Raw genomic sequence first — 26,832 nt, 5'->3', positions numbered from 1 at the left:
TCTTTTGTTAGCATCGTTCATTGGCATAACCTCCAGATTTTTTTCTAAAGAGATTATCTCAAGAACGGATATTTAATAGAAGGTGTTCATTGTTTGACGCTTACCATTTTAGAACATCGCTAACTGATGCATAGCTAGATCCTGATTTATACCGCCATGTCGCCCTGGAAGTATACGAACCACCATTATCATCTCTGTCATTAATAGTGTTACCAAAGTTTACACTCCTACTCCACGGGCCAGATAATTCTGTTTGTGGAATAACAGAATCACTTATTTCATTATCTTTGGTAGTCGATCCTTCAAAAATTAATTCACTTCCATCATCATATTTTAGTTTGATAATATGATTTGCATTAGTATTTTGTTCTCTTTTATTTTGCTGGTTAATGAATTCTTGAACTTGTTGTAAATCGTCAATACCTGCGTTTAAAGATTCATTTTTACTCAAGATAGCTTTCAAGGCTTTTTTATCTAAGTTATCAAGAGCTTCATTGGCAAGTTCTTCATGGTTAGCTTTAACATATGCATTAGAATAATCTTCTACATCACTAAAATCTACAGTAATATCATTCTTTTCTAACTGATTGGTAAGGATATCTATCTTCGCGTAATATTCTGCTTCTTCTATTGAGAGTCCATTTTTAACTAATTCTTCAACAATATCCTCTTTTGTTCTGTTTTCATGTCCTAATTGCGTTTCGTAATTAATTTGCACACCTTCCAAATGATTAGCCGTTTCATCGTTGGCTGATACAGAAGTAATTGCTGAAGTGAAAATAAAAATCATTGACAAACTTAATACCCCAATCCGTTTCATCACTTAAAATTCCTCCCCCTATTTTTTGTGATTTTTAAATCTAACTTTAACCCCTTCTCCTTTCATTTAGTGTAAAAATTATATAAAGCCAGCTGGACTTTATAGATATAAATATCAGTTTCAATATGTTCTCTCTGCTAAATTTAATAGAATTGTAACATCCTTTAATATTAATTTGTTGATTTTTCAGAGAAATTCCATATTTTCCTAAAAAAATGTATTTTATAAATTTAAACTGATGTTAGAAGGGAAATTTATGAAAATATTTTATTAGGTAGTATTAATTATTGTATTCGTTTTGCAAGATCCGTTATAGAAAATGACGTACAGTTATAAGAGATATTAAAGCTAGGGAGCCATGGGCGTATAGAACTTATAGTTAAATCACTAAATTTAGTCAGGAGGAATTATATATTCCTAGAGTAATAGGAAATATTTTCATGATTTATTGTTAATTTTAACTTTAAGTACTGATTTTTGAATGAAGTTGGGAAAATGGAAACAATATAGTAAAAAAAACAGAGGTCGATTATAATGGGTACATAGGAGGTTAATGCATAAATGGTCAGAAATATAGGAGATAAGATTAGATATCATAGATTAAAATTGAAAATGACACAATCTGAACTGTCCGAAGGCATTATATCTGTATCTTATTTATCTAAAATTGAAAAAGGTTCTGAAAGACCATCAAATGAAATAGTAAACTTGTTAAGTAAGCGATTAGACATAGACCTTAGTGTCGATAATAATGAAAAATATTTACCTATATTAGAAAAGTGGTTTACCTGTTTACTGATTGGTGATTTAGAACAATCAATTAAGTTATATGATGAATTAGATAGGATAATAAACACTCTAACCAATACTCATTTAATAAATCTCTTTGAAATACATAAGATTAGTTATTTCTTGCTTTGTCGTAAGGATAAAGAGGCAGAGATACATTACCATAACTTAAAGTCTAATTTAAGAAATCTTAATGGTAAGGAATGTTATTATTGGATGAAGTTTAGTGGGGACTATTTTTATTCGAAATTATCCTATAATAAAGCTCTAGACTTTTACCAACAATCAGAGAAAAATTTATATCATGATTTATTTAATAAAACAGAAGAAGAAAACGATCTGTACTACTTAATATCTCTTACAGCAAGTAAGTTAAGAAAGAACTATCTTTCCATTTATTACGGAGAAAAGGCTTTGGGGTATTATCGAGACAATTATGAATTAAAGAAATCCGCTAAAAATCATATCTTGCTTGGGATTTCTTATCGACGAATAGGGGAATGGGATAAAGCTAAAGAGCAGTATGATTTTGCATTGTATATTAGTGAGACAATAAAAAATGATAAAATTTACTCTTTGTGCATGCAAAATTTGGGAATGCTTTATTCAATGATTGATCAAAATGATAAAGCTATTGAATATTACTTGAAAAGTTATGAATTAAAGAGTAATGAAAACAAAGAAACGAAAATAGTAACTATATCGAGTTTAATGAAACAGTATTATAAAATGGGAAATTTAGAAGAAGCAAAGATTTGGCTTAATCAAGGCTTGAAAATAACCAAAGATATGAACTCATCAGATTCAGTCTACGTATTAGAATTTAAAGTATACCTCCAACTAATCTATGGTATTGAAAGTTCATTTGAAGAATTAATTGTAAATAACATTTTAGACTTTCTTGATGATAAAGAATTGTATTATGAAAAGGCTGACTATTTACGAATGCTGGGTGATTACTTTTATAAACAAAAGAAATATAAAATAGCTGCCGATTATTACGTCTCAGCTAATGAAACACTAACAAAAATATAAAAAGAATAGAGGAGAGAAATTTGAAGAAATTATTAAGAATACTATTCCTGTCGCTTGGATTATTATTTGGTGGTTCAGTTTTTCAAGATTCAGAGGTATTTGCTAATGAAACTGAAAGTGAAGAAGTGGTTTCTCCATGGAATGACGAACAACCCGATAGGTATGGCGATTAATATAATAATGAAGTTAGCATTAACTAATACATATACAGAGGAAGGGCGTATGGGGGATAGACTTTTTTCTGTACAGCTCATTTCTCTGAGGTGTTAACTTAGAATTATGTTTTTAATAATAGGACACAACTTCCTCCCCACATACAAAGTACTTCTATAGGTTGTTAAGCCAACTATAAAAAGGAGAAATGACCAGTCGTTGAAATGGTTTTACCATTAGGCTGGTTATTACTTTGGTAAAGTAAATACAAAAACTAAATATAAAGCTATAACTCTATTCTAGAAGATCAGATAGCTCTTCAATGTATGCATACCATACACCTCACTCATGAGCTTTGGTATTGAATCTCTCAAAATTGCAAAACACAGCTGAAAGATTCTCCTTTTTCGACTTCAATAACATTTCACGTACCCGTCAAATACAGCAGTTTTTTACTTTTGCCCCTTTGAAGGTATCTGATTTTATTCCCTTTACTTCTTACTTTTAATTTACTTGTCCAGGATGTGTTTGACTATATTCAAATTTTACGCACCCAAAATAACCTATAGACTAGTCATATACCTCCGCCACATTTCTGCTGCTATTTTTAATAGAATCCTTCGCCAAAACATAAAATTAGTTAACAAGGGAAGCAAAATCGTAAAAATTAAGAAAATCGGTGTTTTTAGAGGCGCCTCAGACGAAATAAAAAGGTGTTTCATGGGTAATGGGTCAAGTAATTTTGTCTGAGAGCGGTTTTTAGTGAGGAGTTTTGATGGATTTGCACCAAAAAAGGCGCTTTCCCAATGAAAAGGGAACGCCTTTTTAAAGTAAAAGGGCTATTGTTATAAGTGACCCGAATACGTCTCCCAGTGTTATTGCTTTATTTCTAGTATATATAATAGGAAGAAACTAGTCGAGGGTTAAAAGAATCTACCTTATTTACAGGAATTTATCCACCGTCTTGTCGGAAACATTCAAGTAATGCTCCGAAAGTGTCTGGGTGGAAGTATGTCCGGTCTGTTTGGTGATCGTGACGAGATCCGCCCCTTTTTCATGCATCTGTGAAACTTGCGTCTTTCTTAGATTATAGGCGGTAAGTCCAATTGTGCGATGCAAAAACTTCCGATACGCTTCGGTTGAGATTTTGGCACTTGAATACTTGCCGCTTTTGTTGACCCTGCCGACCAGGTAATCGTCCTCTTTCAGATTGTATTTAGCTTTGTAGTCTTTCACGGCTTTTACGGCAATCGGAGTAAGTCGTTTCTCGAACCATCTTTTCTGTTTCTTAATATAAATAGAAACCGAACTGTCCTCAAAATCGAAATCTCCTATTTTCATTGCAACCATTTCACTCGGTCTGCTTGCTGTGACCAGATTGACGAGACAAATCGCTTTTTCCCGGATAGGTAACGAATTAATCAAATCCATCAGTCCGTCTACGTTACTAACCCGTTGTTTTCCCTTCACCCGGATTAATTCTTTGTTTTCCTCCTCATCGTAACGACCACGAAGAATAGAAATTTCTTTTAATGCTTCCGGCTCTCTTTCGAAGTCAATATCATAGGTTACGGTCAAATATCGTTTGATGGCAATGACTCGTTTTTCCCAAGTATTCTTTTTCACGCGCTGATCAACAATGGAGACATAAAGATAATCAAGCATTGATTCCAAACCCTCAGATTGATTTGTAGAGACGCAATATTTTTTATATTGCCTAATATCATATTTGTAACCATCCTTAATTTCTTTGGATTGTTCCTCAACGAATTTTTTTCTTTCTACATATCTTTTTCTATTTTGAAAATTATCCACTGGTAAAATTTCTGCCAATTCTATCACCTCTCCAACTAATTTTATTATATCATTTCAAGTTGTGATAAGATAGCATTATCACAACTAATATTTTAATCGAATTTTTCTCTCTATGTTCATTTACTTGAAATAGGAACAATATTACAAATTATGTTTACATCTTATGAAAAACTTTTAATTCATATATTTCGTGCGGGGAATTGAAAATATTATTACACAATTTTAAATAAAATTTGTTTACAAACTAATCATAAGTGAATAGAAAACACCTTGTTTTTGTTTCTTATGTTTCAATCTTTCTGTTACATCACTATATTACATAATATGTAATACCTTCTGTTTTACGTTAAAATTTTACGCGTCCGTAGGATGTGTATCCTGGCGACTTCGAAACGAGCTCCAACTAAACATATCTAAACTTTCATAGGGACGAGCGCTATAGTACAATATAAAATAAATTGGATGCGTAAAATTTGCTTGGAAGGGGTTTGTAAAATGGAAAATGGTTTTCATCTGGATCGCTATCTCGAAGCATTGAAAAATGAAGGGAAAAACCGGGGACGTTGAACCAATATCGTTCCGACCTCAATCAGTTCATTTTGTGGCTGGACGACTCTGTCAAAAAAGACCTGTTAAACATCGAACCTGCTCATGTAACTTCTTACATTGAACACCTAACGGAAAAGAAACTCAGCAACGCCACCATGCAGCGTCACCTGTCTGCTTTGAATCAATTCCTGGCGTTTTACGAAATCGATGTGGAATATCCGACCGAACCCGCAGAAACCTACCAAGTTACAACCTTACGTTCAAACGACTTTATATCGGAACAAGAAATGCACCGGTTACTGGAATCCATGGAGCGACCCATCGATTCGGCAGCACGGGATTTCCTGATTGATAGAAATCTAGCCATCGTGCATTTGATTCGGTACAAAGGACTGCGACCGAAAGAAATCGCTTCTATTAATATGGGAATGATAAATCTCGCCCAGTCTACTATGGAATTCAACCAAACCCTCTATAAGTTATCGGGAAAACCCATCGAGCACATCCGTGCGTACTTGCAGACCATCGAACCGCTTAAACAGCCCCGATTGCATTCCCAAGATCCGTTATTTGTTTCCTATAATAATCGCAGTCAGGATTATCAATACGATTATGATAGAGAAGAACCAAAACGGTTATCGACACGAAGCATACAGGAAATGATTAAAGATGAAGTAAAGCTGGCAGGACTTCGGAAACTCTCCGCAAAGCATTTACGGAACAGCTGCATCCTGGATCACGTACGAAGTGGCCAGGACGAAAAGGAAGTACTGCACTATTTTCATTTAACGCATCCGTATTCGTTGCATCGGTATAAGTATTACAAAGATAATCTACAGGACGAAAAATAAAACACAGTCAAACGTTGGCTGTGTTTTATTTGTTAATCTTTCTTTATCTAATTCAGCATAAAAATGTCAAGGAATAACAATTCCCTGACACTTTATGTATTTTAGAGGTTTTCGCTATAAATTTTTATTTGAGCATCTACTTATTATTTTATACTCACTTTAAAAAACACTTTATTAACAATAATAAATAAACATGATAGACTATTATAGAAGAGTGAAAATTGTAAATTGAAGCTGTATAAATAATTAAACAGAAGTTTTTATATGTAAAACTGTATCTACAGTTTTACATATAATAGAGTCCTAAAAATATTTTTTCTACTTTTAAGAAAGAGGGTGAATTAAAATGAGTAAACAAATTGCTGCCAGAATGTTGGGAGATGATTATCAAGCTTTGTATTTCTGGTTAAAAGTGTGCGAAATGTTCCAGCCTCATAACAATATAGAAAAAGTTGGTTACGAATATGATCAAATTAAAGCCTTTGATGATGTCGTGGTTTTCTATAACGAAAAAGTCCCGGATAAAAGCATGACACCGATTGTGGCGGATTATTTCCAGCTTAAGTTTCATGTGACAAATTCTGAATATTTTACATATGAAAATTTAATGGATCCGAAAGCGATAAATGCTACCTCAGTTTCCATTTTACAGAGAATCCATAACGCTCAGAAAGAATTTACTCCTACCGGAGAACATATCCGTTTTTACATTGTAACACCGTGGCATCCTCATCCTGATGATGCTTTAAAAGAGCTAATCAGTAACGAGGATGGACAAATTCGATTAGACAAACTTTCACAAGGAGGGCCAAGGAGCAAGTTCGGGAAAGTCCGGGAGGCTTGGAAAGATCACCTAGGAGTAGCAACTGATGATGAACTAATGACAGCTTTGAAACCTGTTCGTTTTAATCTGGGTACAAGGACAATAACTGAATTACAAGCACAGCTTAATGAGTCCTTGTTAATTAATGGGTTCAAACCAATCAGCAATACGCTATCACTAATCCATATATAAATATTATACAATCATGCTTAAAAGCTGGAGTTAGTGTGTTTGATCGAGAGTCGATTATCGAGATTTGTAGAAAAGAAAAACTATTAACAGGAAAATCTATCATCAATTTAGGAGCATCAAAAATTGGAATCAGAAGCTTCTCAAGGTATTCCGAATATCTTGATGAAGAAATGGATCAAATGATTTGTTTGCTTGAGAATTTTGATGATAGAACAATTAAAAACAATGCCGACTGGAATGGTGTTGTTCTTCCGAAAGTTGAAGCCTTTTTAAAGGAGTCAACAATAGATAAGAAGGAGTATCATTTGCATCTTGAAACACACGCTTCAATTGCCTTTTTAGCTGGACGTTTTTTAGAGCCTAAATCTGGGGTCAAAGTTTACCCTGTACAAAGCAATCAGGATGGTAGAGTTGTTTGGGGAAAAAGTGAAGTTTTAGAAGAAAGTTATCCGGATTGGATTGTACAGGAGGTAGAATTAAGTAACGCTGGAGATGATATTGCTGTAGTCATAGCTGTAAGGCATAAAATATTAGAGGATGTACAATATTTCGTTGAACAAAATGGATTACCTATTAAAAAGTTGATTATTTTGACGCCTGACGACAGTCCGGGAGCTGATGTAATTAAAAACGGAACGCACGCTTGGTTACTGGCTGATAAACTGGCAACCCAAATAAATAATCGAAATCTTGATGACAGGAAAGGTCACATGCACATCTTTATGTCTGGACCAAACGGACTTACCTTTTTTATAGGACAACTTTCCAAAGCATTTGGTGAATTTACTCTGTATGAATATGATCTTGAACAAAGGAAACCTGGAGATTATCGAGCTTCTATAACATTTAAATAGATAAAGGGGAGATACTTTAATGACATCCGTACCAACTTACTTCAATGATTTTTTAAGAAATATTCGATTAACAGAGAACCAAGTAGATGATCTTATCACTGGGCATTCCACTTTAAGAAAACGATTAAATGAAGACGAAGACTTATCAGATATTATTGTCAGTACATTTCTACAGGGAAGCTATCGTCGTGCGACAGCTACTCGTCCCAAAAACCAAAAGCGCTCGGACGTGGATGTGATTGTAGTAACAAGGTTGGACAAGGATGAATACACTCCTGAAGAAGCACATGACAAATTTATTCCGTTTATGGAAAAACATTATAAGGGAAAATATCGGATACAAGGCCGTTCCATTGGAATTGAATTAAGTTACGTGGATTTGGATGTAGTTATCACGGCTGCGCCATCTGAAGTTCAGGAAGAAATCTTAAAATCCGATAGTGTTAAGACTGTTTTTGCCGTTGAAGAACTAGAGGATTGGGTTTTAAAAAAATCTTGGGTTTCGCCAGAAGATCGTATAGAAAACCAACTGTTCTTTGGCTCAAAAGAAGAAGCAGAATGGAAAACAGAGCCACTTTACATTCCAGACCGGGAAGCTAAAGATTGGAAGCCGACGGATCCTTTGGCTCAGATTAAATGGACATGGGATAAAAATAAAAATACTAACAAACATTATGTAAATGTTGTCAAATCACTAAAATGGTGGCGAAAAGAAAATAATCCTGAATCAAAACATCCAAAAAGCTATCCTTTAGAACATTTAATTGGACAAGCATGTCCAGATGGGATTACGTCAGTAGGTGAAGGAGTCACATTAACATTAGAGACGATTGTTAATGAGTATTTAAGCAAACCGTTCATGCCGGACCATGGTGTTCCTGAACATGATGTTTTTGGGCGCTTAACGGACGAAGAATATGAGGCCTTTTATGAAGAGGTGAAAGAAGCCGCTGGAATTGCAAGGGAAGCACTAGATGCGACGGATATTTCTACTAGCGTTGAAAAATGGAGAAAACTTTTTGGTTCAAAATTCCCTGCACCTCCTAAAAGCACAAAAAACCAAAATGGATTTTCAAGCAGAGAAGAAAAAACAGATATCAGCGGTGGAGGAACCAGGTTTGCTTAAACCTTTTCAGAAAACCCCTAAAGAAGATCTGTTAACTGCTAGAAGGATGTTGGAGGAGTTTGATTGCATTACCTTGCTTGATGATTTAAGATGGAATTCTTTAGTTAATAAGTGGACTATTCACTGTTTAATCGAGATTGAAAGCGCCGACCTTCAATTGATTGATAAAAAAACACAGTGGTTTGTCTTTATCGATGATTCGTATCCTTTAGGGAAGATAAAATTTTATCCTGCGAAACAAAATGGAATAACCCTAACCTTTCCACATCAAAACTATAATAGTGAGGGTAATGAAGACCTTCCTTGGAGAGATGGCGATTTGTGTTTAAATACAAATATGAGTTTATTTAAACGACTTGGCGTGGATATAGAACCTCAAGATGCAGAGCATAGGCTACATTGGCATTTCGAAAGATTTATATCTTGGTTGGAATATGCTAGTAAAGAAGAATTGTTACAAACAAGTGATCATTTTGAATTGCCCCCATTGGCAATAAGAATGCCGATAACAGTGGTTTTCAGTGAGAATGACCGAACTTTTCAGTTTTGGAAAAACACCCATTTTAAATACGGATATCTCGATTTAATCAAGTTGGACACTAGCAATCAAACCTTGATGATAAATAAATTTTTTACACCACAAGATATTCTGATTTATAAATGCCATTGGGGGGATTATGTCAGCAATCACGAAAAAGGGCATATTAAAGGTGCCTGGGTATTATTAAATAAAATTCCTGTTTTACGTCCGTGGCATATACCATCAAATTGGGGAGAACTGATATCTGTTTGTCATATGCAAAACATTGATTTATTAAGCATAATTAAACAATTTGCACCTACGTTTCGTTATAGTGGAAGACATATTCTTATGCTAGGATTTCCCATTCCAGATAGGATAGGTGAAAAAAGTGTACAGATTCACTGGATTGGATTAGCTCTTCCCGAACTAACCCATCAATTGTCGTTGACACATGGGTTTAGGGATCGGGAAAAAGCTTATTGGTGGCATGACCAACAAAAGCTATTCAAGAAGTCGGCAGAAATCGACTGGTTATTCACTGAGAATTGGGATAAAAGTGAACTAACTAGTCGAGGAAGCTTTCCAAACGATGTAACCTCTAAAAGTGCTTTAATTATTGGCGCAGGAGCAGTCGGTTCCGTTGTTTCTGAATTATTAGTTCGATCTGGCCAGACACAATTGGCAATTATGGATGGAGATTTATTACAGGCAGGTAATTTGGTTCGCCACACCCTAACGTTAAACGACATTAACAAATATAAAGTAGATTCACTTGTAAATAGACTCATCGATTGTTCACCTCACAACCAGATCAAAGGAATTAACAAACATTTTCCTTTGAATAACGAAGAACATCTGGAAATGATTAATCAATACGACGTTATTCTGGATTGCACAGCTGAAGATGAAGTAATTTACCAACTTGAAAATTTACCCCGTTCACCGGATAAGACATTTATATCCATATCCTTAGGGTATGGTTCTAAACGTCTCTTTGTTTATATGTCTAAAGGACAAAGTTTCTCTGCCAAATCTTTTTTCAAACTAATTGGACCGTGGCAGGAAAAGGAAGCACAAAGCCTTATTGGTATCGAGTTTCCAAGGGAAGGTATTGGCTGTTGGCATCCAGTTTTTCCAGCAAGGTCAGATGATGTATGGCAAATGGCAACAATTGCAATAAAGAATATTGAAATGGCTTTACAACAACCAATAATCAAACCAAAATTATTAGTCTATGAGCAGGAATGGAATGAAGAGGTCTTTCTTGGTACGAAATTGGTTTCTCAGGAGGAATATGATGAGAGATAGCTATACATACACATCAAAAGATCGACTGTTTGAAGTAACGCTACACCGGCAGGTTTGCGAAATGATGAGAGAGTTATGTGGAAAATTGCATCCAAAAGAAACGGGTGGAATCCTAATAGGTTATTATTCAGAGGATCAACATACTGCGATTATCACAAAGATTACTGGGCCTCCGGGAGATTCGAAACACGGTCTTGCTTGGTTTGAAAGGGGTACGGAAGGTCTTCAAAACATATTAGATAACGCTTGGGAAAAAGAACAGGTATACTATTTGGGTGAGTGGCATTATCACCCAAAAGACTTTCCCAGCCCAAGCTCTATTGATATTAACCAAATGGAGCTTATCTCAAAAAATCCTAAGTATCATTGCCCAGAACCCATTTTAATTATTGTAAATGGTGACACAAACAAAACTCTTTGTGCCTATGTTTTTCCTTCAGATAAAAGCTACATTTCATTAGAAGAATTCTAATCATATTGTAAACAAACGAAAGCCAACTACAAATCCGTAGTTGGCCTATCTATATGAATGCTTATTTTTAAATTTAAACGATTTTTGCCTCAACTCTTCATTCAAACGTACAATGAGTTCATCTAGTCTCTTTCCACTATCTCCATAGAGTTCAATCTCCATCAAATCTGGTACTGGATCATCCGGGTCTTCTTCTATTAGTGCCTCTTAATCGTGTTGTATACGCCAATATATTCTTCTAAAGTTTTCACCTTTTCTTGAAGTGTTTTGAATCCTCCATATTATTAGGACACCAACCAACTGCAAATTTAAGAATTAGATACACGTTAACGTGAATGGATGCATGAACAACTAAAAAAAAGTGATTTTTCGCCCCACCCACACCGTTACACTGTTACGATACAAAAATAGCAGTTAAGGGAGGATAACCCCCTAATAATAAAGAATATTTCATAGTGTTACAGAATACATATGTACAAATACAACAAAGCACACTGTAACACTGTTAGTGAGATTTACTTGTAAAAACAGCCATAAAAACAAAAAGGGAGAGGGTAGTAATGATTAAAATCGATATGAGAAATAAAAAAAATGAACCACATGGAAATAAAAAAATACGTGTCAATGCATCACTCGATCAGGACACCCATAACAAATTAAAAAAGTTGGCCATCTCTTGTGACATGACTAAAACCATGCTAGCCTATGAAATTATTAAAATAGCAGTCAACCATACAGATATTATAGAATTTTTACAAGCCAGATATAATCATGACGAACAATATAGAGTCGTACCAATCAGACAAGACGGCAAAACATTCTATTAAGCGTACTTATTGAGATTTTTGCCGATACGTTTGTAGCTTTTCCAGCAGCTCGCACACATGCCATCACGCTTATTACTATCATTTGTTGTTTTCTTCCCGCACCAATTGCATTTTTTCATAGTGATTTCCCCTTTATTAGATTGCTAGTATCAGCATGGACAAAGGGAGATGATTTTATACAGTTATCTTTGTTACCCAAGGTATAAACTTATTTATTTACCTTTTTAATTCGCGTTCTAGTTGTTTTTTAGATATGTATTTATGTAAATACAGTTAAGTGTAAATACAGTTAAAAAATTGAGCAATTTAACCACATCATCAAAAACAAATTTCCTTCTAGTTTTCTATGAAAAATATTGTCCAATCATATAATCATCAATAATCACTTAACAGAAACCCATAAATACAGGTATACATATTATTGTATATACATCTATTGTTACGTCAGAAGAAAAAGTAATGACGGATACATGGAATAACTATAAGTGCAGAAATACTACCCGTTTTATAATGAAATCTCGAATTATATAAAGAAAAGTCCATAACTTCATATAAAAAATACATCCATTTTGATTTATATTCTTAACCTGGATGTATTTTTTCTTTTTGCAGATTTCATTAAATGGTATATTCTTTTGGTCTTTGCAATTTTTTTCATCTAATTAGATACCAAACAAGTGCAGTTAATAGATTATCATGAAATCATCGTTAAGTTGCAACACATTCAAGGAGGAATTAAATGGACCTAATAATACTGAAAAGGCTGGTCAAGAAAGAACTATTACACAGTATTTGGCTAGAAATTGATAAGCTAGTTTCAAAACTCCCCGATTCAAACCGCACTCAATTCGGCCAGAAAATCAGCGGAAATCACAGTTGGTATTCAGGAGCATCAAATCAAGGAGAAGATATACAATTATCATCTCTAGTAAGGATATTTGGGCAATTATCCCAAGAAAACAATCAAGAAGAAAAAATCCCATTTGAAAATATTTTTTCTGAAAAGACGCTTCGCAAGGGTAAGTTGCTAAGTTATTTAATTTCTTCGAAAGAAGAGGATTCATACTTACCCGAAATCATCAAACAATATGAGGAAATTTTCCAGGATATTAGGAGGAATCTTACCCCTTTATATAGAGAAGGTCGATTAGGTGATCATGCATTAAACCAGGGATATGAGGAACTAACAACGTTGCTACAGGAAATGGAGAGTGGACAGGATGGCTAAAAAAGAAAGAAAAGTTTGGTTCATTACACGCCCAGAGAGAGATCCAAAGTATCATTATGATGCTCTCGTGGCATTGGAGAAAGCTACAAATGGATTTACTAAAAAGTGGGAAGGGAACCGAGTAATGCACCTTGCATATGAACGTGCTTTAATTGATGAAGGAATAAAAAGAAATAATGTAAGCAGAGATGGTTCTGGCGGAAGAACATGGGTAGCTATGTTAAAAACATTCTCTTATGTCTATACAGATGAAGATGGATATTTACAAGTGACCAGAGTGGGTGAAGCACTTCTTAGAGAAGACAACCTTAGAAAAAACACTTCAAAACAAATATTAACCCTCCAAATCCCTAATGGTTACTTTTTAAGTAGTGGATTTCGACCAAAATTTGAAGAAGGATTTGAAATCCACCCAGCAAGGTTCTTGATCCGATTGGCCAATCAATCATCTTTGGATTTTTATATTACCAAGGAAGAGATTACCTTCTTTGCTATGAAAGCAAAGAAAAATTCGGACTTAGATGCTGTTACAAGAGAGATAATTGAATTTCGTAATGCCTCCCCTGAAGAACAACAAGACATGAAAAAGGATATTGCTGCTGAATACGATCACCGTGAACGATCTGATAAAGGGGCTAGGGACTTCGAATCTGCCCATAACGATGTTGCACATACATTTATGTTGCTATGTGAGTATACTGAACTCGTTGAATATATACGCGGAAAGTATATTCGTGTTCCTTCCGAAATGAGAGAAAATACTACGAAGGAAATCAACGAGTATAATCAACGTTATCCTTTTAGTCAACGCTATCTAATATCATTGGAACGTTTTTCAGAACATGCTGGACTAGATATATCTCGTTATAAATCAAGTCCATTTGGTAAAATTTCACCAGCTACAAATCAAGCTAAGGCTGAAATGAGAGTGCGTAAACTATTGGCTGAGTATCCTGCCCCAGGAAGTATGTCAAAAGAAAAAATTAAAACCATTCTTATGGATTACTTCTCAGCGAGGGAATCTGAGAAATACGCTGAATTATTGACTGAAGAGGACTTTTCTTCGCTAAATGAGGATTTTGTTGAAGGATTTTTGAATCAACAAGATGATTACTTATTTGAAGAGAAGTGCGCAGAAGTATTGAGAGCAATTGGATTTGATGTAGATTTAAGACCAAAACCTGTAGCTATAGGAGAAAGAACAGAAATTGAACTCCTTGTTCACCTTGATGATGACAATGTATGTATATTGGATGCCAAAAATTATCGACCGAAGTTCCCCTTATCAGCAAATTTAGCTTCACATATGGCTTCCGAATATATTCCTATTTATTACGGATATCAAGGCAAGAAGGTACATTCATTTGGCTATGTAACAGCTACAGATAAATGGTCCGGTGAAGGTAACTTGAATAAAATTACAGAGAAAGTAAAAAAACAGACTACGTTTGAGAATACTAATATTCAGGGTGCTTTAATTTCAGCCAACGCACTATTAGGTTTCCTAGATTATTGCCTTGACAATGAACTGCCGATAGAAGAAAGAAAGCAATGGTTTATGGCTCTATTTGCAAATAAAGGATATACTAGCGTTTTCCAAATGTTAAAATCAAAACCGTAAAAAGCCTTATTTATAAGGCTCAGACCGAGCAGGAAAGAATTATAACCGCTACTCTTAATCATATTCACTCCAACTATATGGAACCTTTAACACTTAAAGAGTTAGCTGACAGGGTCCATTTAAGTGATCATTATTTGGGACAGCTTTTTAAAAGTATCACTGGAAAATCCTTTTTAAAGTATTTAACACAAGTGAGAATGGAAAATGCCATAAGATTTCTGGTCAATCCAGTTCTAAAGGTATACGAGATAAGCGAAATGGTCGGTTATACAGATCCAAAACATTTTATGAAAGTATTTAAACGGACATACGGCTGTACACCAAGGGAATACCGGCAAAAGGTCGGAACAGCAGGATTGAGAGTTTAGACTTTGGCTGGGACATGGGGTCAGACCCTCTGTCCCATTTAAAAAGTTGTGAGGGCTATCCTCACGACTTTTTTTCTTTACGCTACTTCGTACTCCAACGAGTTGCTAACCATTATAAAATCTCCTTTTCCTCCGCTTTTTTATAGATTGATAACCCATCACCATACTGAAAATGCGTTTCGTTTTGGGACAAGGGGTCTGACCCCTTGTCCCATCAACCCCTTGTCCCATCAAAAAGCCCGTTTTAATCTCCGAATAGTAGGGTAAGCAATTACATAGTAATCTACTAGAAGTTAAATTAAAACAACGTGAAAATCTTCCTGCAGTTTGTCATGCATACCAGCCATCAAATCAATACAAGAAAGGAATTGATACACATTGACAAATTATCTCTACGGTAACACACCTACTTTTCTTGGAGCAAAAAACCTCTCCAATCAAGATTCATTAGACGATGTAGACGCAGTAGTGTACGGCGTTCCCTGGGAAGGTGCAGTGACATGGGGCGATTACACAGGATGTGAGCTTGGACCGAAAGTTATGCGGCTGACATCTGGAAGGTACAGCGGCTATCTGCCGGAGCTTGATCATATAGATGTTTTCGAACATGTAAAGCTTGGTGATGTCGGTGATGTGGATGTTGTCCCTGCAGATGTGGAAGAAACGATGGAACGAATTACAAATTTCTCCAGCAAGCTTTGGCAAAGTGGAAAGTTCCTAATAGGGCTTGGCGGCGACCATGGCATTACCTTCCCGATTGTAAGAGCACTTGCCGAACAAGGGAAGAAAGTGGGAATCATTCATTTGGATGCACACTACGACAACCTCCCTTCTCATAATGGTGATCAGTACGCACGCTGCAGTCCATTCGCGCGGCTGTATGAACAGGAAGGTGTTCGCAATGAAAGTATCATCCATACCGGCATTCATGGACCGAGAAATCTTCCGGAAGCAGGCCGCAATGCCCGTGATGCAGGGGCTGTCACGGTAACTATCAACGATATCCGCAATCATGAGGATTTACCGCAGCTTGCCAAGGAACTTCACGAGATGGCAAGTAAGGATGTAGACGCAGTATACTTAAGCATTTGCAGTGATGTGCTGGACTTTGCTTTTAATCCCGGCGGTCCCGTCGACGGAAATGGACTTACCTCATTCGAACTCGTTACACTCGTTCACGAAATCTGTAAGCAAGGTGTGATCGGCATGGACTTTGTTGAGGTGTATCCACAGCAGGATAACAATCAGAATTCTGCCCACTTTGTTTCTACAGTCATTCTATATGCGCTTGCAGGCAGGATTGTTGGACAGCAAGGATAAGACAGAGTCAGCGCAAGTATGAATCAAATGCTTGCGCTATTTTTATTTAATGGTAATAAAGCTATAAAAGTGGAGGGTAAAAATATGGAAACAACAAAAAGGGAGAGCAATCCCGAACCACAGAAAAGAACGTGGAAAGACAGACTGAAAGTCATTGGACCCGGTGCAATCGTCACCGCCTCTTTTATTGGTCCAGGTACAGTTACAACAGCAACACGCGCTGGTGCATCATTCGGATTTGCTTTATTATGGGCGGTTGTATTTTCTATCATCGCAACGATTGTCCTACAGGAAATGACTGGTCGGCTTGGCATCATTACACGTAAAGGTCTCGGTGATGCAGTCCGTGAACAATTCGTCAATCCGATCTTAAAGTATGGTTCCATGTGGCTTGTCATTATTGCTATCAGTGTCGGATGTGCAGCGTACATGGCCGGTGACCTGCTAGGAACTTCGCTTGGCATTTCTACCATAACAGGTATTTCGCCGAATGTTCTTGGACCGATTGTAGGAATCATTATTTTAATCCTTGGTCTTTCAGGCAGTTATAAACTGATTGAAAAGTTGATGATCGTTCTGATTGTCATCATGTCCTTTACTTTTATTACAACCATGTTTGTAACACAGCCACCGATAGGGGAATTATTTAAAGGAGCTTTCGTCCCTAGCATCCCCCCTGGCTCGATTATCATGATCATTGCAGTCATTGGTACAACCGTTGTTCCTTATAATCTATTCTTACATTCGTCCAATGTTCAGGAACGCTGGAACCAGCCTACGGATTTAAGAGACTCCCGTTGGGACACGATTATCTCGATCACTGTCGGAGGACTCATTACCGCATCCGTACTAATTACAGCAGGTGCGACCATTCGAGGATTGGAAGTGCAAAGTGCTGCTGACTTGTCGCTTCAACTCGAACCAATCCTTGGAGAATGGGCGCTCGTCTTCATGAGTATCGGCTTATTTGCAGCAGGATTCTCCTCTGCACTAGCCGCCCCGCTTGGAGCTGCGATGACCGTAAGCAGTGTCTTAAAATGGGGAAACAATATGAAGGACAGACGTTTCAAAATCGTATTTGTCATCATCATTTCAATCGGGATCATTGGTTCAGCCCTTGATCTGAATCCACTGAGTGTCCTGCTTTTCGCCCAAGCGTTAAACGGAATTCTCCTTCCAGTCATTGCGATTATGCTCCTGATTTTTATGAATAACAAAAAACGGCTCGGTGACTATACCAATTCGCTTATGGCCAATATATTAGGCGGAGTCGTAGCATTAATTTGTACAGGACTTGGAATTTATAGTTTGGTCGATGCAATTCAAACTTTTCTTAGTTAAGAAGCTAGTTGATGAAAAGTGCCTATCTCTTTTCAAATGGAGAGATTCTAAAAAAGGGAAACGAGCTAGGACGAAGGGAAAACAATTATCCTTTCGTTCTAGCTCGATTTTTAATTTCTGCTGATAAAAAAGCACCATCCCATCCCGTTTATGGAATGATGCCCCTTGTTTACTTCGATCCCCAGCCACCATCAACTTTAATGACTTGTCCGGTTACAAAGTTCGCTTCTTCTGATGCTAAATAGACAACCATATTTGCGATTTCTTCCGGTTTTCCTAAGCGTCCTGCAGGAGTAGCATCTGTAAAGGCTTGTGTAACTTCCGGGGGGTTGTTTGCCAGAATAGGCGTCTCAATAATTCCCGGGGATACCACATTCACTTGAATGTTTTTTGGAGCGTACTCCACTGCGACTTGGCGTGACATGGCGATGACACCGCCTTTTGAAGCTGAATAGCTCGGTAAACCAGTTAAGCCAACATGGGCAGCTAAGGACGCTATATTAACAATCTTTCCAGCACCAGTGCGAAGGAATTCCGGTAATACAACTTTCATGCCGAAAAATGTACCTTTGAGGTTAATATTTATCATTTTATCAAAGTCATCTTCCTCTAAATCAACAATATCGACAGCTTCTGAAATACCAGCAATATTAGCTAATGCATTTATCTCTCCAAATTCTTGAATTGCCTTATCCTTAACGGACTTCCAATCATCAAGACTGCTTACATCAAGATACAATCCAATTGCATTTCCACCTTCATTATTAATCTCAGTTGCTGTTTCCTCTGCACCCTTTATATCGGTACATACAACCTTCGCTCCACTAACTCCAAATTGCTTTGCAACTACTTTCCCTATTCCTGAGCCTGCTCCAGTTACAATTACAACCTTTTCTTTCACGTTTGCCAATTGATTACCTCCTAAAATATGGAATCACGTGCCTATCTCAAATACCTGTTCCCTACTTTTGCAGGAGGTAATCGTTTATTTCGAGTGCTGCCAGGAACCGACTTAAAGTTGTGACCGAATCAAATTATGCAATCTTGGCCTTAACCGTAAAATATATGAATTTCTGCCAAAGTGAACGCGGTTCGTCAAAAGAATGACATGCAGTTTGATTTCAGAATCAAACCAAATGCTTGTCCCCGTATAACCTGTGTGCCCATATGACAGGTCAGAGAAGAGATCTCCGCATGATGATGAGCTTGGGCTTTTTAAAATCCAACCCAATCCTCTATATTCCTGGTCAAAAACGGTATAGTTTTTTCTGGAAATTTCTAATGCTCTTTCAGACAGAATTCTTTTCCCTTTATATATACCGTTATGTTCAATCATACGTGCATAGTTCTGTAAATCACGAAGCGTAGAAAACAGACCCGCATGTCCACTAATGCCGGCCATGGCTACTGTGTTATCATCATGAACAATTCCTAGTTTATGCATGTTCATTCTTTCATCGAATTCTGTGGCAGCGTATCTAGCTTTCTCAAACGTCGGATTAAAGCCTGTTTCAAACATTTCCATTGGCTCGAAGAATTCTTTTTTCAGGAATTCCGTGTACTTTTGCTCTGTCACGACTTCAATTATTTTGTACAGCGTAATTAATCCAAGGTCACTATAGACTACTTTTGTTCCAACTTCATAGGCGAGTTCCTGCTCATAGATGCTTGTCAAAATCTCTTCTGTTGATAAGTTATCCTTATAATACTGTTTATGGGCAGGTAAGCCGGAAGTATGCGTTAATAAATGTCGTAGAGTGATCGACTCTTTTCCGTTTTGTTTAAAGTCTGGAAGAAAGTGGGTAACTGGATCATCTAAATAGATATGTCCTTCATCTAATAGTTTCAACATAGATGGTAGTGTGGCTACTACTTTTGTTAACGAAGCAAGATCAAACACCGTATCGATCTTCATTGGTGTTCTTTCCGGAAAGACCGTGCGGAATCCTATCGCTTCTTCTACTAATGTTTCGCCCTCAAAGGTGACACTTAGTACTGCACCAGGGATATGTTCTAAATTAATTTCTTTCTGAAGAAAATCGATTACCTTTTCCCTCATCGTTATTCACCCCTTCTGCATATTTTTCTGATAAGAATAGTAACTCTTGCAAACTTCATATCCTAATTTCCGATAGAAATCAACGAGCCCAGTCCAATCAATAACGATAGACTCGATCCCTCTTTTTCTCAAGTATACGATTGCCGCTTCTACTATGAATAATCCGTATCCATGCTTTCTTTCATCCTTACTGATACCGAGTGGACCAATCCCGCCTAATTCTCCATCATAAAGCGGAGACCAGTAGACATTTTGTGCAATAACAGGAGATTTGGAATCATTTATACGGCAAAAGCCAATAATTCTCCCCTCTTTTTTCAAGACAACGAACTCTCTTCCAGTTCCACCTAATTGAAAGTATTGGATTGCTTCATATTCCCAGCGGCCAGGAAAACTTGCATGCAAAAACTCCAGTAAATCATCCTTTTCATCCGGTTGGAGAATTGCTGCTTCCACGCTTTCTTTGGTCAGAATAGCAAGGTCACTTTCCTCTTCATATTTACAATCTAAATCGAATTCTTCACCCGATTTCACGTACCCCTTTTTCTCAAACCAACTAGCAGTTTCCTCATACTCAATCGGGATCCCCGGGAAGTAATGCCATGTATCTTTCCCTAGCCAAAGTTGATTGACACCGCTTTCAATCAACTTTGTCTCAGCGAACTTTAATAGTTCTGTCCCAATACCCTGGTTTCGGTATGCATAATCAACAAGTAATACTTGGACCCAACCAGTAGATTCACTTATTCCGACATCGATCACGTCATTCCATTTCTTCGTTACAATAAAACCTGCAACTCTACCATTTTCATCTACTGCAATTCGGGACCCATCAGCGAATATATTGATATCTTGGAAACTATTTTGATTAAATAATTCCTCTCTCATTGGAAATTGTTTTCCTAATTCCTGATTCCAAAGTCTAACTAAGTCTTTCAGCCACTTGACATCCCAAGCGAAAAATTGCATCATATGTACCTCCTATTTATCATTGTCAATGAATCAGAGAGTGAGGAACGATCATTGAAGGATAATTTCTCCTGCAAGGACCATCCATTTAAGTACGATACAGAAGTCTCTTTAACCGAGGAAGCTCAACTCTATTACCTTTTCAAACTAAAACCTTTACTAATTTGTACACCTGCTTGCAATAAAGCGGCTACAACCGCTCCGCCAACCGGCTCCATTTCAGGCTTAATGAATGATACATTTAAGCCAGCATTATTAAAATAATCTTCCATCTTATCTTGGAACATATCCAGTCGGGTAAATAAGCCGCCAGTAAATACAATCGGGATCTTTTCATTGTATCCTTGAAACCTTTTATGGATTAAGCATGTAATCGCTTCTGCAATATACGTTGCATTTTCATCAATGATCTGCTGCGCAATAACATCTCCCTGTTCACTTGCCATTACAACTTCCCTGCTTAAAGAAGCAATGACTTCCTTTGAATTCTTCGCTTGGTAAATCTTCTGTATAACATCCGGCAGATGTTCTAATTCAAAGTGTCTAAGAATCAGGTCATGCAGAGTGGTCTTCTCACCAATCCCGTCATATGCTCTAAATGCACTCTCCAGCGCTTGACTGCCTAGAGCATATCCGCTGCCTTTTTCTCCAAGTAAATATCCCCATCCGCCAACTCTATCCAATTCACCTTGTTGATTTAATCCAAATGTAATGGATCCGGTTCCGCCGATCTGAACGATTCCCGGCTTCCCCAGTGTCCCGGAATATAAAGCAGTGATTGCATCGTTATTCACCGTGATGGGGATTGGCGAATGAACCGACTCACTTATCAGACGCTCCATTTCCCCCCTTACTTCCGGGTGGTCAACTCCTGACATCCCAGCATAAATCTGTTTCACTTTTGTAAAATAGCTTCCACTTTTTAAACGGAGCTGACTGAAAAGTCGTGTGAACTCCGTGACTAAATCATCTTTTCCGACACTGTTCGGGTTCGTTGCACCCACTGTTGCTTCAGCAATAATTTCTCCCGTCGATTTTACAAGTACGCCTTTCGTTTTTGTTCCACCGCCATCAATACCTAGAACATACATCATTGTTCGCCTCCAACATATATGAAAGGAGCCAACCTAAAAAAGGTTAGCTCAACATTAATTCTATTCTACTTACTCGTTAAAAAATCTACTGCATCCTTTGTCGCATCTACATATTTCAATGTTTCTTCATATTGAAGCGATGCCACACACATAAACAGAATGTCAATCACTTGCAGTTGTGCGATACGGGATGAAGTTGCACCACTTCGGAAGGTTGGTTCCCTTGTTGCAGAAGTATATAAATTGATATCTGCTTGTTCGGTAACCTTGTAATTCCCATATTTCGTCAGACTAATCGTTTTTGCGTTTTGCTTGTTCGCTAACTCTAGAATCTTAGCAACTTCAATGGTTTCACCCGAAAAGGATATCCCTACCACCACGTCGTGTTCATCTGCATTCGCTACTTGAGTTGCTGCTAAGTGCATATCTGTAAAGGCATAAGCCGACTTGTTAATCCGCAGAAATTTTTGCTGTGCATCCAGTGCGATAATACTGGAAGCCCCTACTCCAATAAAATGAATTCTCCTGGCTCCCCTTATTGCTTCGACAGCTTTATCTAATTCTTCCACACTTAATAGTTCGGCTGTTTCCTTAATGGTAGCAATACTATTATTCGTCATTTTCTTAATAATCGTTTGGCTGTCTTCATTCGGTTCAATATCACGGTATCCGGATATATTTTCTTTTTGCAAATCTCCGGCAATTCGCAGTTTAAGATCTTGAAACCCTTTTAGATTCAAAGATTTACATAACCGAATAACTGCTGCTCCACTAGTGGAACTTCTTTTCCCCAGTTCTGTTGCAGTTAACGAGATTGCTTCTTGCGGATGCTCCATGATATATGCAGCTATTTTTTTCTCGGAAGGTGGAAGAAAAGGTAACATTTCTGTGAGTATTACAAATCCTCCATTTGTCGACATGACATCATCTCTTTCTATATAGGTACTATAAGAGGGGGTTCAAAAGATCCGGATATCTTGAAAGGAATACTTATACCAAGAATTTCCTCGTCTCTTTTAAACACACTCTATAAATCTTTCTTCATCACATGGAACGTGCGGGTGATTTCAAATCCCGTCTTCTTATATAAATATCCAGCAGAAGTTTTTTCGCCTGTCCATAGGAACCAGGCACCATGTAAGCTTTCTGCTTTCATTTGTTGTAAACATAAGTTCAATACAATTTTTCCTAGTTTTTTCCCTTGTTGCTCAGGATCAACCCCGAATGGACCAAACCGGTCTGGTACTCCTTCATAGCCGCCATAGATACAGAAACCAACAACTTTATCTTCTTGTCGGGCAACAAGTATTCTTTCCAATGGCAATCCTTGAAGAACACCTTCTCTTATTGCTCTGCCCCAATCTGGATTGAATGTAAGATTAGCAAATTGAATGACTTCATATAAATCTTTATCTTCAGCCAATGTGAATGTATACCCTTCTTCTTCCCGTTGCTTCACTATTTCCTTTATTTCATCAGTAAGTTTGAAGTCAACAAGGTTACGATCCATCGCAATTGGTGAATATAATTTAATGAATCCTTGGTTTAAAAGGAATTGATATGCTTCAGGGTAAGCTTCTTCATCAATACCAGGCATAATATAGTTCGGTGCATAAGAGGAAAAGAATACATGTTTCCTGCCTTTTCCTTTAAGGAAATTTACTGCATCTGTCATCAATTGTGCAGCAACACCTGATTTTCTATACTTTTCATCGACGAAAAAGAATGGTATCCAGCCGTTGTCAGGCTCTAAATCAGTGCCAAACATTGGTAACAGCCTACGTACAGCATAAACAACTCCGATTAATTTGTCATCATTGTAAGCTACACGAAGACCTTCCGGATCAAAGTTAGCATCCAGTAATACTAAATTTCGAAAGCGCTTTGGAGTAATCGGATCCTTCCACAATGCCTCATTCCATAACTTAACGATATTCACTTCGTCTCCAGATTGATAATGTCGATATGTAACCATCATTCATTTCCTCCTTCGATCGCTAATTCGATTGCTTGACGAACAAATCCATCAGCTTCATCAATATACTTTTTAGCTTCTTCCAGTGAAACACCAGCTTTAATCATCACAATTGCAGGCTTGACTTCATAATTTGTCATGACTAGTACTTCTTCTGCTTTTTTATAAGGTACTTGCGTGATCGTGGATACTATATTTTTTGCACGTTCTTCTAATTTACGATTGCTCACTTTCAAATCAACCATAAGATTTTCATAGACTTTCCCAATTTTTATCATGGATACCGTTGTAATCATATTTAAAATCATTTTATGGGCAGTGGCCGCTTTCATACGGGTAGACCCGGTTAATACTTCCGGCCCTGTCTCTACCTCAATTTTGATTTCCGCATACTTACTAATAACAGATCCTTTATTACTTGTTAGACTCACCGTCGTTGCGCCGATTTCTTCAGCATATTTCAAGGCACCTGTAACAAAGGGAGTTCTGCCACTCGCCGCAATACCGATTACAACATCCAACTCTGTCAAATTGCGCTCCCTTAAATCATTTGCCCCCAACTCTTCACTGTCTTCCGCGCCCTCCACAGCTTTTTCAACCGCTCTTATTCCACCAGCCATCACTGCCTGCACCACGTGAGGAGTTGTACTGAAAGTCGGCGGACATTCCACTGCATCCAAAATGCCAATCCGTCCACTCGTACCAGCACCTACATAAAATAATCTGCCGCCGCGCTTTAATCTCTCATGTACAATATCCACCGTTCTTTTAATTTCTGGAAGAACCTTTTGTACTGCTTGAGCAACAGTCATATCTTCCTTATTAATCGTATTTAAAATATCAATGGTTGACATATTATCAATCGTCATTGAATTTGGGTTTCTCATTTCAGTTGTTAACATCGATAAATTTTTCATCTTTTATCCATCCTATTTGTATATGAGATATGGTTCTTTTAATTGTTGAAAGGATTCCAGCTTTTCATGGCAAGATTCCAGAAAATCCCGAGACTTTCCTTCTGAAACTAAAGATTTCAAGCGTTTTGTACCTGCTAGTAAGTCAAAGAAATACTTGTCATTTTCATTGCTGATAAAGTGAAAATCTGATGGGTACATTTCTGCAATGGTTTCCAGTAACGTAATACCGGCTTCTAAAGAATTCAGTTGATGCCGATTCTCGACATGTAATTGAATCCCGCCACAAATCTGTTCCTTATGCTTTTGATAAAATGGAATGAACGAAGTTGGCCGGGCCAAAACACCTGAAACTTTTCTTTGGTTGAATTCCTTCGCTAATTGCTGCCCATCAATGAATGGTGCACCTATTAATTCAAAGGGTCTTGTTGTTCCTCTTCCTTCAGATAGATTAGTACCTTCCACCAAACACGTACCTGGATATAAGATGCTCATGTCCATATTTGTTGTATTCGGAGATGGCGGAACCCAAAATAATCCTGTTTCATCAAAGTACAACTTCCGTTTCCAGCCTTGCATCGGAATAACTGTTAAATCACAATCATAACCAAATTCATTTTTGTATAATAAGGCAAGTTCACCAACCGTCATTCCATGTCGATTAGGAATCGGAAGAAGTCCAACAAATGAACGGACATCGTCTTCCACCAGGTTACCTTCCATCTTCTCACCTGAAATAGGATTGGGGCGGTCTAAAACGACAAACTGTTTACCATGTTCCTTACAAGCTTCCATGACATATGCCATCGTATAAATGAAGGTATAGTATCTCGATCCCAAATCTTGTAAATCAAACACGAGAACATCTACTGGGGCAAGCATTTCTTTTGTAGGTTTTCTTGTTGAACCATAAAGGCTAAAGACTGGCAAACTCGTATAAGGGTCGATGGTCGATTCGACTTGTTCCCCTTCTTTCACATCCCCGCGGATTCCGTGTTCAGGTGCATACAGTGCAGTTAACTTGATATCTGGATGCTCGTGAAATAGATCAATGGAAGGGATTAAACGGTCATTCACCCCTGTAATATTAGTTACTAATCCAATTCGCTTTCCTTTAAATTGTTTATAATCTTGTTCCAGAAAGACATCTAATCCTAATTTCATTACACACCACTCACTTTAACGTCATATTTCGGGAATGATCGCATGGCAATCCACATGAGCACTAAGCTAACCAAACTTCCACTGGCAAACAATAAGAGAACAGGCATCATACTAATAAATACATACAATAAGTAGCTGCCAACGATCATCATGATGGTATTCAATGGTTTGCCTAATACGATGACGAATGCTTTTCTGAGATATTCCAATGTTTTAAATTTGTAATGTACATACATTGGGAAAATGTATAATATCATTGCGAAAAAGATAAACATAGCAAAGATGATAAAGAAAGCTAACACTGAGAATAATAGATGTTCGGATTGTTGGAAGAATTTTAAGTCGATATATAGGATAACCCCTAATATCGTCAACACATACCCAATGATGTTCACCTGAACAAATCCTGCTTTATACGCTTGCCAAAATGTTTTAAATACAGGGATTTCCTTCTCACCAAGAATCCATCTGCGTGTTACTGCAAACATCGCTTGGGTCGCAGGGAAAAAACCAAATACAACAAGACCGGCAAGAGAAAAAATGATCCATAACAAATTCAGATAAATCATCTTCATGATCCAACTGGAATATTCATATACTTTCCAAACTATTGCTTCTGCCATGTTTACCGCCTCTTTATAT

25 protein-coding genes are annotated in these 26,832 nt (G+C 37.3%); 14 read left to right on the top strand and 11 right to left on the bottom strand.

What is annotated here, in order from left to right; all coding sequences use genetic code 11:
• Positions 1 to 100: 100 nt before the first annotated feature.
• Positions 101 to 823 carry a hypothetical protein gene (locus ACFSBH_RS07540; protein WP_379596917.1) on the bottom strand — a complete coding sequence of 241 codons (723 nt, stop codon included), beginning with the start codon at positions 821 to 823 and terminating at the stop codon, positions 101 to 103.
• Between the two features lie 558 nt (positions 824 to 1,381).
• Here ACFSBH_RS07540 and ACFSBH_RS07535 point away from each other — a divergent pair.
• Positions 1,382 to 2,644 (top strand): helix-turn-helix domain-containing protein, encoded by a 1,263-nt coding sequence (locus ACFSBH_RS07535; RefSeq protein ID WP_379596915.1) that lies wholly within the window; start codon positions 1,382 to 1,384, stop codon positions 2,642 to 2,644.
• A 20-nt stretch (positions 2,645 to 2,664) separates the two neighbouring features.
• Complete coding sequence (locus tag ACFSBH_RS07530) at positions 2,665 to 2,817, top strand: hypothetical protein (RefSeq protein WP_379596913.1); 153 nt, start codon at positions 2,665 to 2,667, stop codon at positions 2,815 to 2,817.
• A 922-nt stretch (positions 2,818 to 3,739) separates the two neighbouring features.
• On the opposite strand, the gene ACFSBH_RS07525 is transcribed toward ACFSBH_RS07530, so the two are convergent.
• Positions 3,740 to 4,630 (bottom strand): tyrosine-type recombinase/integrase, encoded by an 891-nt coding sequence (locus tag ACFSBH_RS07525; RefSeq protein WP_379596911.1) that lies wholly within the window; start codon positions 4,628 to 4,630, stop codon positions 3,740 to 3,742.
• 581 nt (positions 4,631 to 5,211) lie between these two features.
• On the opposite strand from ACFSBH_RS07525, the gene ACFSBH_RS07520 reads away from it, so the two are divergent.
• The 12 genes from ACFSBH_RS07520 to ACFSBH_RS07465 all read left to right on the top strand — a co-directional run bounded on the left by ACFSBH_RS07520 (position 5,212) and on the right by ACFSBH_RS07465 (position 18,015).
• Positions 5,212 to 6,012, top strand: coding sequence for a tyrosine-type recombinase/integrase (locus tag ACFSBH_RS07520; protein WP_379596909.1), 801 nt, complete (start codon positions 5,212 to 5,214; stop codon positions 6,010 to 6,012).
• 346 nt (positions 6,013 to 6,358) lie between these two features.
• On the top strand, positions 6,359 to 7,027 hold the full coding sequence (locus ACFSBH_RS07515; RefSeq protein ID WP_379596907.1) for a hypothetical protein: 669 nt from the start codon (positions 6,359 to 6,361) through the stop codon (positions 7,025 to 7,027).
• Positions 7,028 to 7,062: 35 nt separating this feature from the next.
• Positions 7,063 to 7,881 carry an SAVED domain-containing protein gene (locus ACFSBH_RS07510; RefSeq protein ID WP_379596905.1) on the top strand — a complete coding sequence of 273 codons (819 nt, stop codon included), beginning with the start codon at positions 7,063 to 7,065 and terminating at the stop codon, positions 7,879 to 7,881.
• Between the two features lie 19 nt (positions 7,882 to 7,900).
• The gene (locus tag ACFSBH_RS07505) at positions 7,901 to 9,007 is read left to right on the top strand and encodes an SMODS domain-containing nucleotidyltransferase (protein ID WP_379596903.1); all 1,107 of its coding nucleotides are present in this window, start codon (positions 7,901 to 7,903) and stop codon (positions 9,005 to 9,007) included.
• Positions 8,946 to 10,838 (top strand): ThiF family adenylyltransferase, encoded by a 1,893-nt coding sequence (locus ACFSBH_RS07500; RefSeq protein ID WP_379596928.1) that lies wholly within the window; start codon positions 8,946 to 8,948, stop codon positions 10,836 to 10,838. The genes ACFSBH_RS07505 and ACFSBH_RS07500 overlap by 62 nt, the downstream gene beginning before the upstream one ends.
• The gene (locus ACFSBH_RS07495; protein WP_379596901.1) at positions 10,828 to 11,310 is read left to right on the top strand and encodes a Mov34/MPN/PAD-1 family protein; all 483 of its coding nucleotides are present in this window, start codon (positions 10,828 to 10,830) and stop codon (positions 11,308 to 11,310) included. Before ACFSBH_RS07500 ends, ACFSBH_RS07495 begins: the two co-directional genes overlap by 11 nt.
• Before the next feature lie 560 nt (positions 11,311 to 11,870).
• Complete coding sequence (locus ACFSBH_RS07490; RefSeq protein WP_379596899.1) at positions 11,871 to 12,137, top strand: hypothetical protein; 267 nt, start codon at positions 11,871 to 11,873, stop codon at positions 12,135 to 12,137.
• A 739-nt stretch (positions 12,138 to 12,876) separates the two neighbouring features.
• Complete coding sequence (locus ACFSBH_RS07485; protein ID WP_379596897.1) at positions 12,877 to 13,365, top strand: hypothetical protein; 489 nt, start codon at positions 12,877 to 12,879, stop codon at positions 13,363 to 13,365.
• On the top strand, positions 13,358 to 14,986 hold the full coding sequence (locus tag ACFSBH_RS07480) for a restriction endonuclease (RefSeq protein ID WP_379596895.1): 1,629 nt from the start codon (positions 13,358 to 13,360) through the stop codon (positions 14,984 to 14,986). Before ACFSBH_RS07485 ends, ACFSBH_RS07480 begins: the two co-directional genes overlap by 8 nt.
• Positions 14,974 to 15,354: a helix-turn-helix transcriptional regulator gene (locus ACFSBH_RS07475; protein ID WP_379596926.1), complete on the top strand. Its 381-nt coding sequence runs from the start codon at positions 14,974 to 14,976 to the stop codon at positions 15,352 to 15,354. The genes ACFSBH_RS07480 and ACFSBH_RS07475 overlap by 13 nt, the downstream gene beginning before the upstream one ends.
• 378 nt (positions 15,355 to 15,732) lie before the next feature.
• Positions 15,733 to 16,674, top strand: a complete 942-nt coding sequence (locus ACFSBH_RS07470; RefSeq protein WP_379596893.1) for an agmatinase family protein — start codon at positions 15,733 to 15,735, stop codon at positions 16,672 to 16,674.
• Positions 16,675 to 16,758: 84 nt separating this feature from the next.
• Positions 16,759 to 18,015: an Nramp family divalent metal transporter gene (locus tag ACFSBH_RS07465; RefSeq protein WP_379596891.1), complete on the top strand. Its 1,257-nt coding sequence runs from the start codon at positions 16,759 to 16,761 to the stop codon at positions 18,013 to 18,015.
• Between the two features lie 169 nt (positions 18,016 to 18,184).
• Here the strand turns inward: ACFSBH_RS07465 and ACFSBH_RS07460 are convergent, their stop codons facing one another.
• From ACFSBH_RS07460 to ACFSBH_RS07420, 9 genes are all read right to left on the bottom strand, one after another.
• The gene (locus tag ACFSBH_RS07460; protein WP_379596923.1) at positions 18,185 to 18,916 is read right to left on the bottom strand and encodes an SDR family NAD(P)-dependent oxidoreductase; all 732 of its coding nucleotides are present in this window, start codon (positions 18,914 to 18,916) and stop codon (positions 18,185 to 18,187) included.
• Between the two features lie 111 nt (positions 18,917 to 19,027).
• On the bottom strand, positions 19,028 to 20,074 hold the full coding sequence (locus tag ACFSBH_RS07455; protein WP_379596889.1) for a serine hydrolase domain-containing protein: 1,047 nt from the start codon (positions 20,072 to 20,074) through the stop codon (positions 19,028 to 19,030).
• 6 nt (positions 20,075 to 20,080) lie between these two features.
• Positions 20,081 to 21,043, bottom strand: coding sequence for a GNAT family N-acetyltransferase (locus ACFSBH_RS07450; RefSeq protein ID WP_379596887.1), 963 nt, complete (start codon positions 21,041 to 21,043; stop codon positions 20,081 to 20,083).
• Positions 21,044 to 21,177: 134 nt separating this feature from the next.
• On the bottom strand, positions 21,178 to 22,137 hold the full coding sequence (locus tag ACFSBH_RS07445) for an N-acetylglucosamine kinase (RefSeq protein ID WP_379596885.1): 960 nt from the start codon (positions 22,135 to 22,137) through the stop codon (positions 21,178 to 21,180).
• Between the two features lie 65 nt (positions 22,138 to 22,202).
• Positions 22,203 to 23,057 (bottom strand): MurR/RpiR family transcriptional regulator, encoded by an 855-nt coding sequence (locus ACFSBH_RS07440; RefSeq protein WP_379596883.1) that lies wholly within the window; start codon positions 23,055 to 23,057, stop codon positions 22,203 to 22,205.
• Between the two features lie 107 nt (positions 23,058 to 23,164).
• Entirely contained in the window at positions 23,165 to 24,112 is a 948-nt protein-coding gene (locus ACFSBH_RS07435) for a GNAT family N-acetyltransferase (protein WP_379596881.1), read from the bottom strand.
• Complete coding sequence (gene murQ / locus ACFSBH_RS07430) at positions 24,112 to 25,029, bottom strand: N-acetylmuramic acid 6-phosphate etherase (RefSeq protein WP_379596879.1); 918 nt, start codon at positions 25,027 to 25,029, stop codon at positions 24,112 to 24,114. The genes ACFSBH_RS07435 and murQ overlap by 1 nt, the downstream gene beginning before the upstream one ends.
• A gap of 12 nt (positions 25,030 to 25,041) precedes the next feature.
• On the bottom strand, positions 25,042 to 26,190 hold the full coding sequence (locus ACFSBH_RS07425) for an exo-beta-N-acetylmuramidase NamZ family protein (RefSeq protein WP_379596877.1): 1,149 nt from the start codon (positions 26,188 to 26,190) through the stop codon (positions 25,042 to 25,044).
• Positions 26,190 to 26,813 carry a YesL family protein gene (locus ACFSBH_RS07420; protein WP_379596875.1) on the bottom strand — a complete coding sequence of 208 codons (624 nt, stop codon included), beginning with the start codon at positions 26,811 to 26,813 and terminating at the stop codon, positions 26,190 to 26,192. Before ACFSBH_RS07420 ends, ACFSBH_RS07425 begins: the two co-directional genes overlap by 1 nt.
• Positions 26,814 to 26,832 lie beyond the last annotated feature (19 nt).

Origin of the sequence: Oceanobacillus luteolus, from assembly GCF_042678205.1 — a bacterium.
In the GTDB taxonomy this organism is placed as follows: Bacteria; Bacillota; Bacilli; order Bacillales; family Amphibacillaceae; genus Oceanobacillus; species Oceanobacillus luteolus.
Note: the sequence above shows the minus strand (reverse complement) of the source record. Positions and strands in the feature narration are given on the sequence as shown.

Coding starts and splice junctions, on each gene's coding strand:
- ACFSBH_RS07535 (WP_379596915.1), top strand. CDS start 1,382: ATGGTCAGAAATATAGGAGATAAGATTAGATATCATAGATTAAAATTG.
- ACFSBH_RS07515 (WP_379596907.1), top strand. CDS start 6,359: ATGAGTAAACAAATTGCTGCCAGAATGTTGGGAGATGATTATCAAGCT.
- ACFSBH_RS07505 (WP_379596903.1), top strand. CDS start 7,901: ATGACATCCGTACCAACTTACTTCAATGATTTTTTAAGAAATATTCGA.
- ACFSBH_RS07500 (WP_379596928.1), top strand. CDS start 8,946: ATGGATTTTCAAGCAGAGAAGAAAAAACAGATATCAGCGGTGGAGGAA.
- ACFSBH_RS07495 (WP_379596901.1), top strand. CDS start 10,828: ATGAGAGATAGCTATACATACACATCAAAAGATCGACTGTTTGAAGTA.
- ACFSBH_RS07490 (WP_379596899.1), top strand. CDS start 11,871: ATGATTAAAATCGATATGAGAAATAAAAAAAATGAACCACATGGAAAT.
- ACFSBH_RS07485 (WP_379596897.1), top strand. CDS start 12,877: ATGGACCTAATAATACTGAAAAGGCTGGTCAAGAAAGAACTATTACAC.
- ACFSBH_RS07480 (WP_379596895.1), top strand. CDS start 13,358: ATGGCTAAAAAAGAAAGAAAAGTTTGGTTCATTACACGCCCAGAGAGA.
- ACFSBH_RS07465 (WP_379596891.1), top strand. CDS start 16,759: ATGGAAACAACAAAAAGGGAGAGCAATCCCGAACCACAGAAAAGAACG.
- ACFSBH_RS07455 (WP_379596889.1), bottom strand. CDS start 20,074: ATGAGGGAAAAGGTAATCGATTTTCTTCAGAAAGAAATTAATTTAGAA.
- ACFSBH_RS07450 (WP_379596887.1), bottom strand. CDS start 21,043: ATGCAATTTTTCGCTTGGGATGTCAAGTGGCTGAAAGACTTAGTTAGA.
- ACFSBH_RS07445 (WP_379596885.1), bottom strand. CDS start 22,137: ATGATGTATGTTCTAGGTATTGATGGCGGTGGAACAAAAACGAAAGGC.
- ACFSBH_RS07440 (WP_379596883.1), bottom strand. CDS start 23,057: ATGTCGACAAATGGAGGATTTGTAATACTCACAGAAATGTTACCTTTT.
- ACFSBH_RS07435 (WP_379596881.1), bottom strand. CDS start 24,112: ATGGTTACATATCGACATTATCAATCTGGAGACGAAGTGAATATCGTT.
- murQ (WP_379596879.1), bottom strand. CDS start 25,029: ATGAAAAATTTATCGATGTTAACAACTGAAATGAGAAACCCAAATTCA.
- ACFSBH_RS07425 (WP_379596877.1), bottom strand. CDS start 26,190: ATGAAATTAGGATTAGATGTCTTTCTGGAACAAGATTATAAACAATTT.
- ACFSBH_RS07420 (WP_379596875.1), bottom strand. CDS start 26,813: ATGGCAGAAGCAATAGTTTGGAAAGTATATGAATATTCCAGTTGGATC.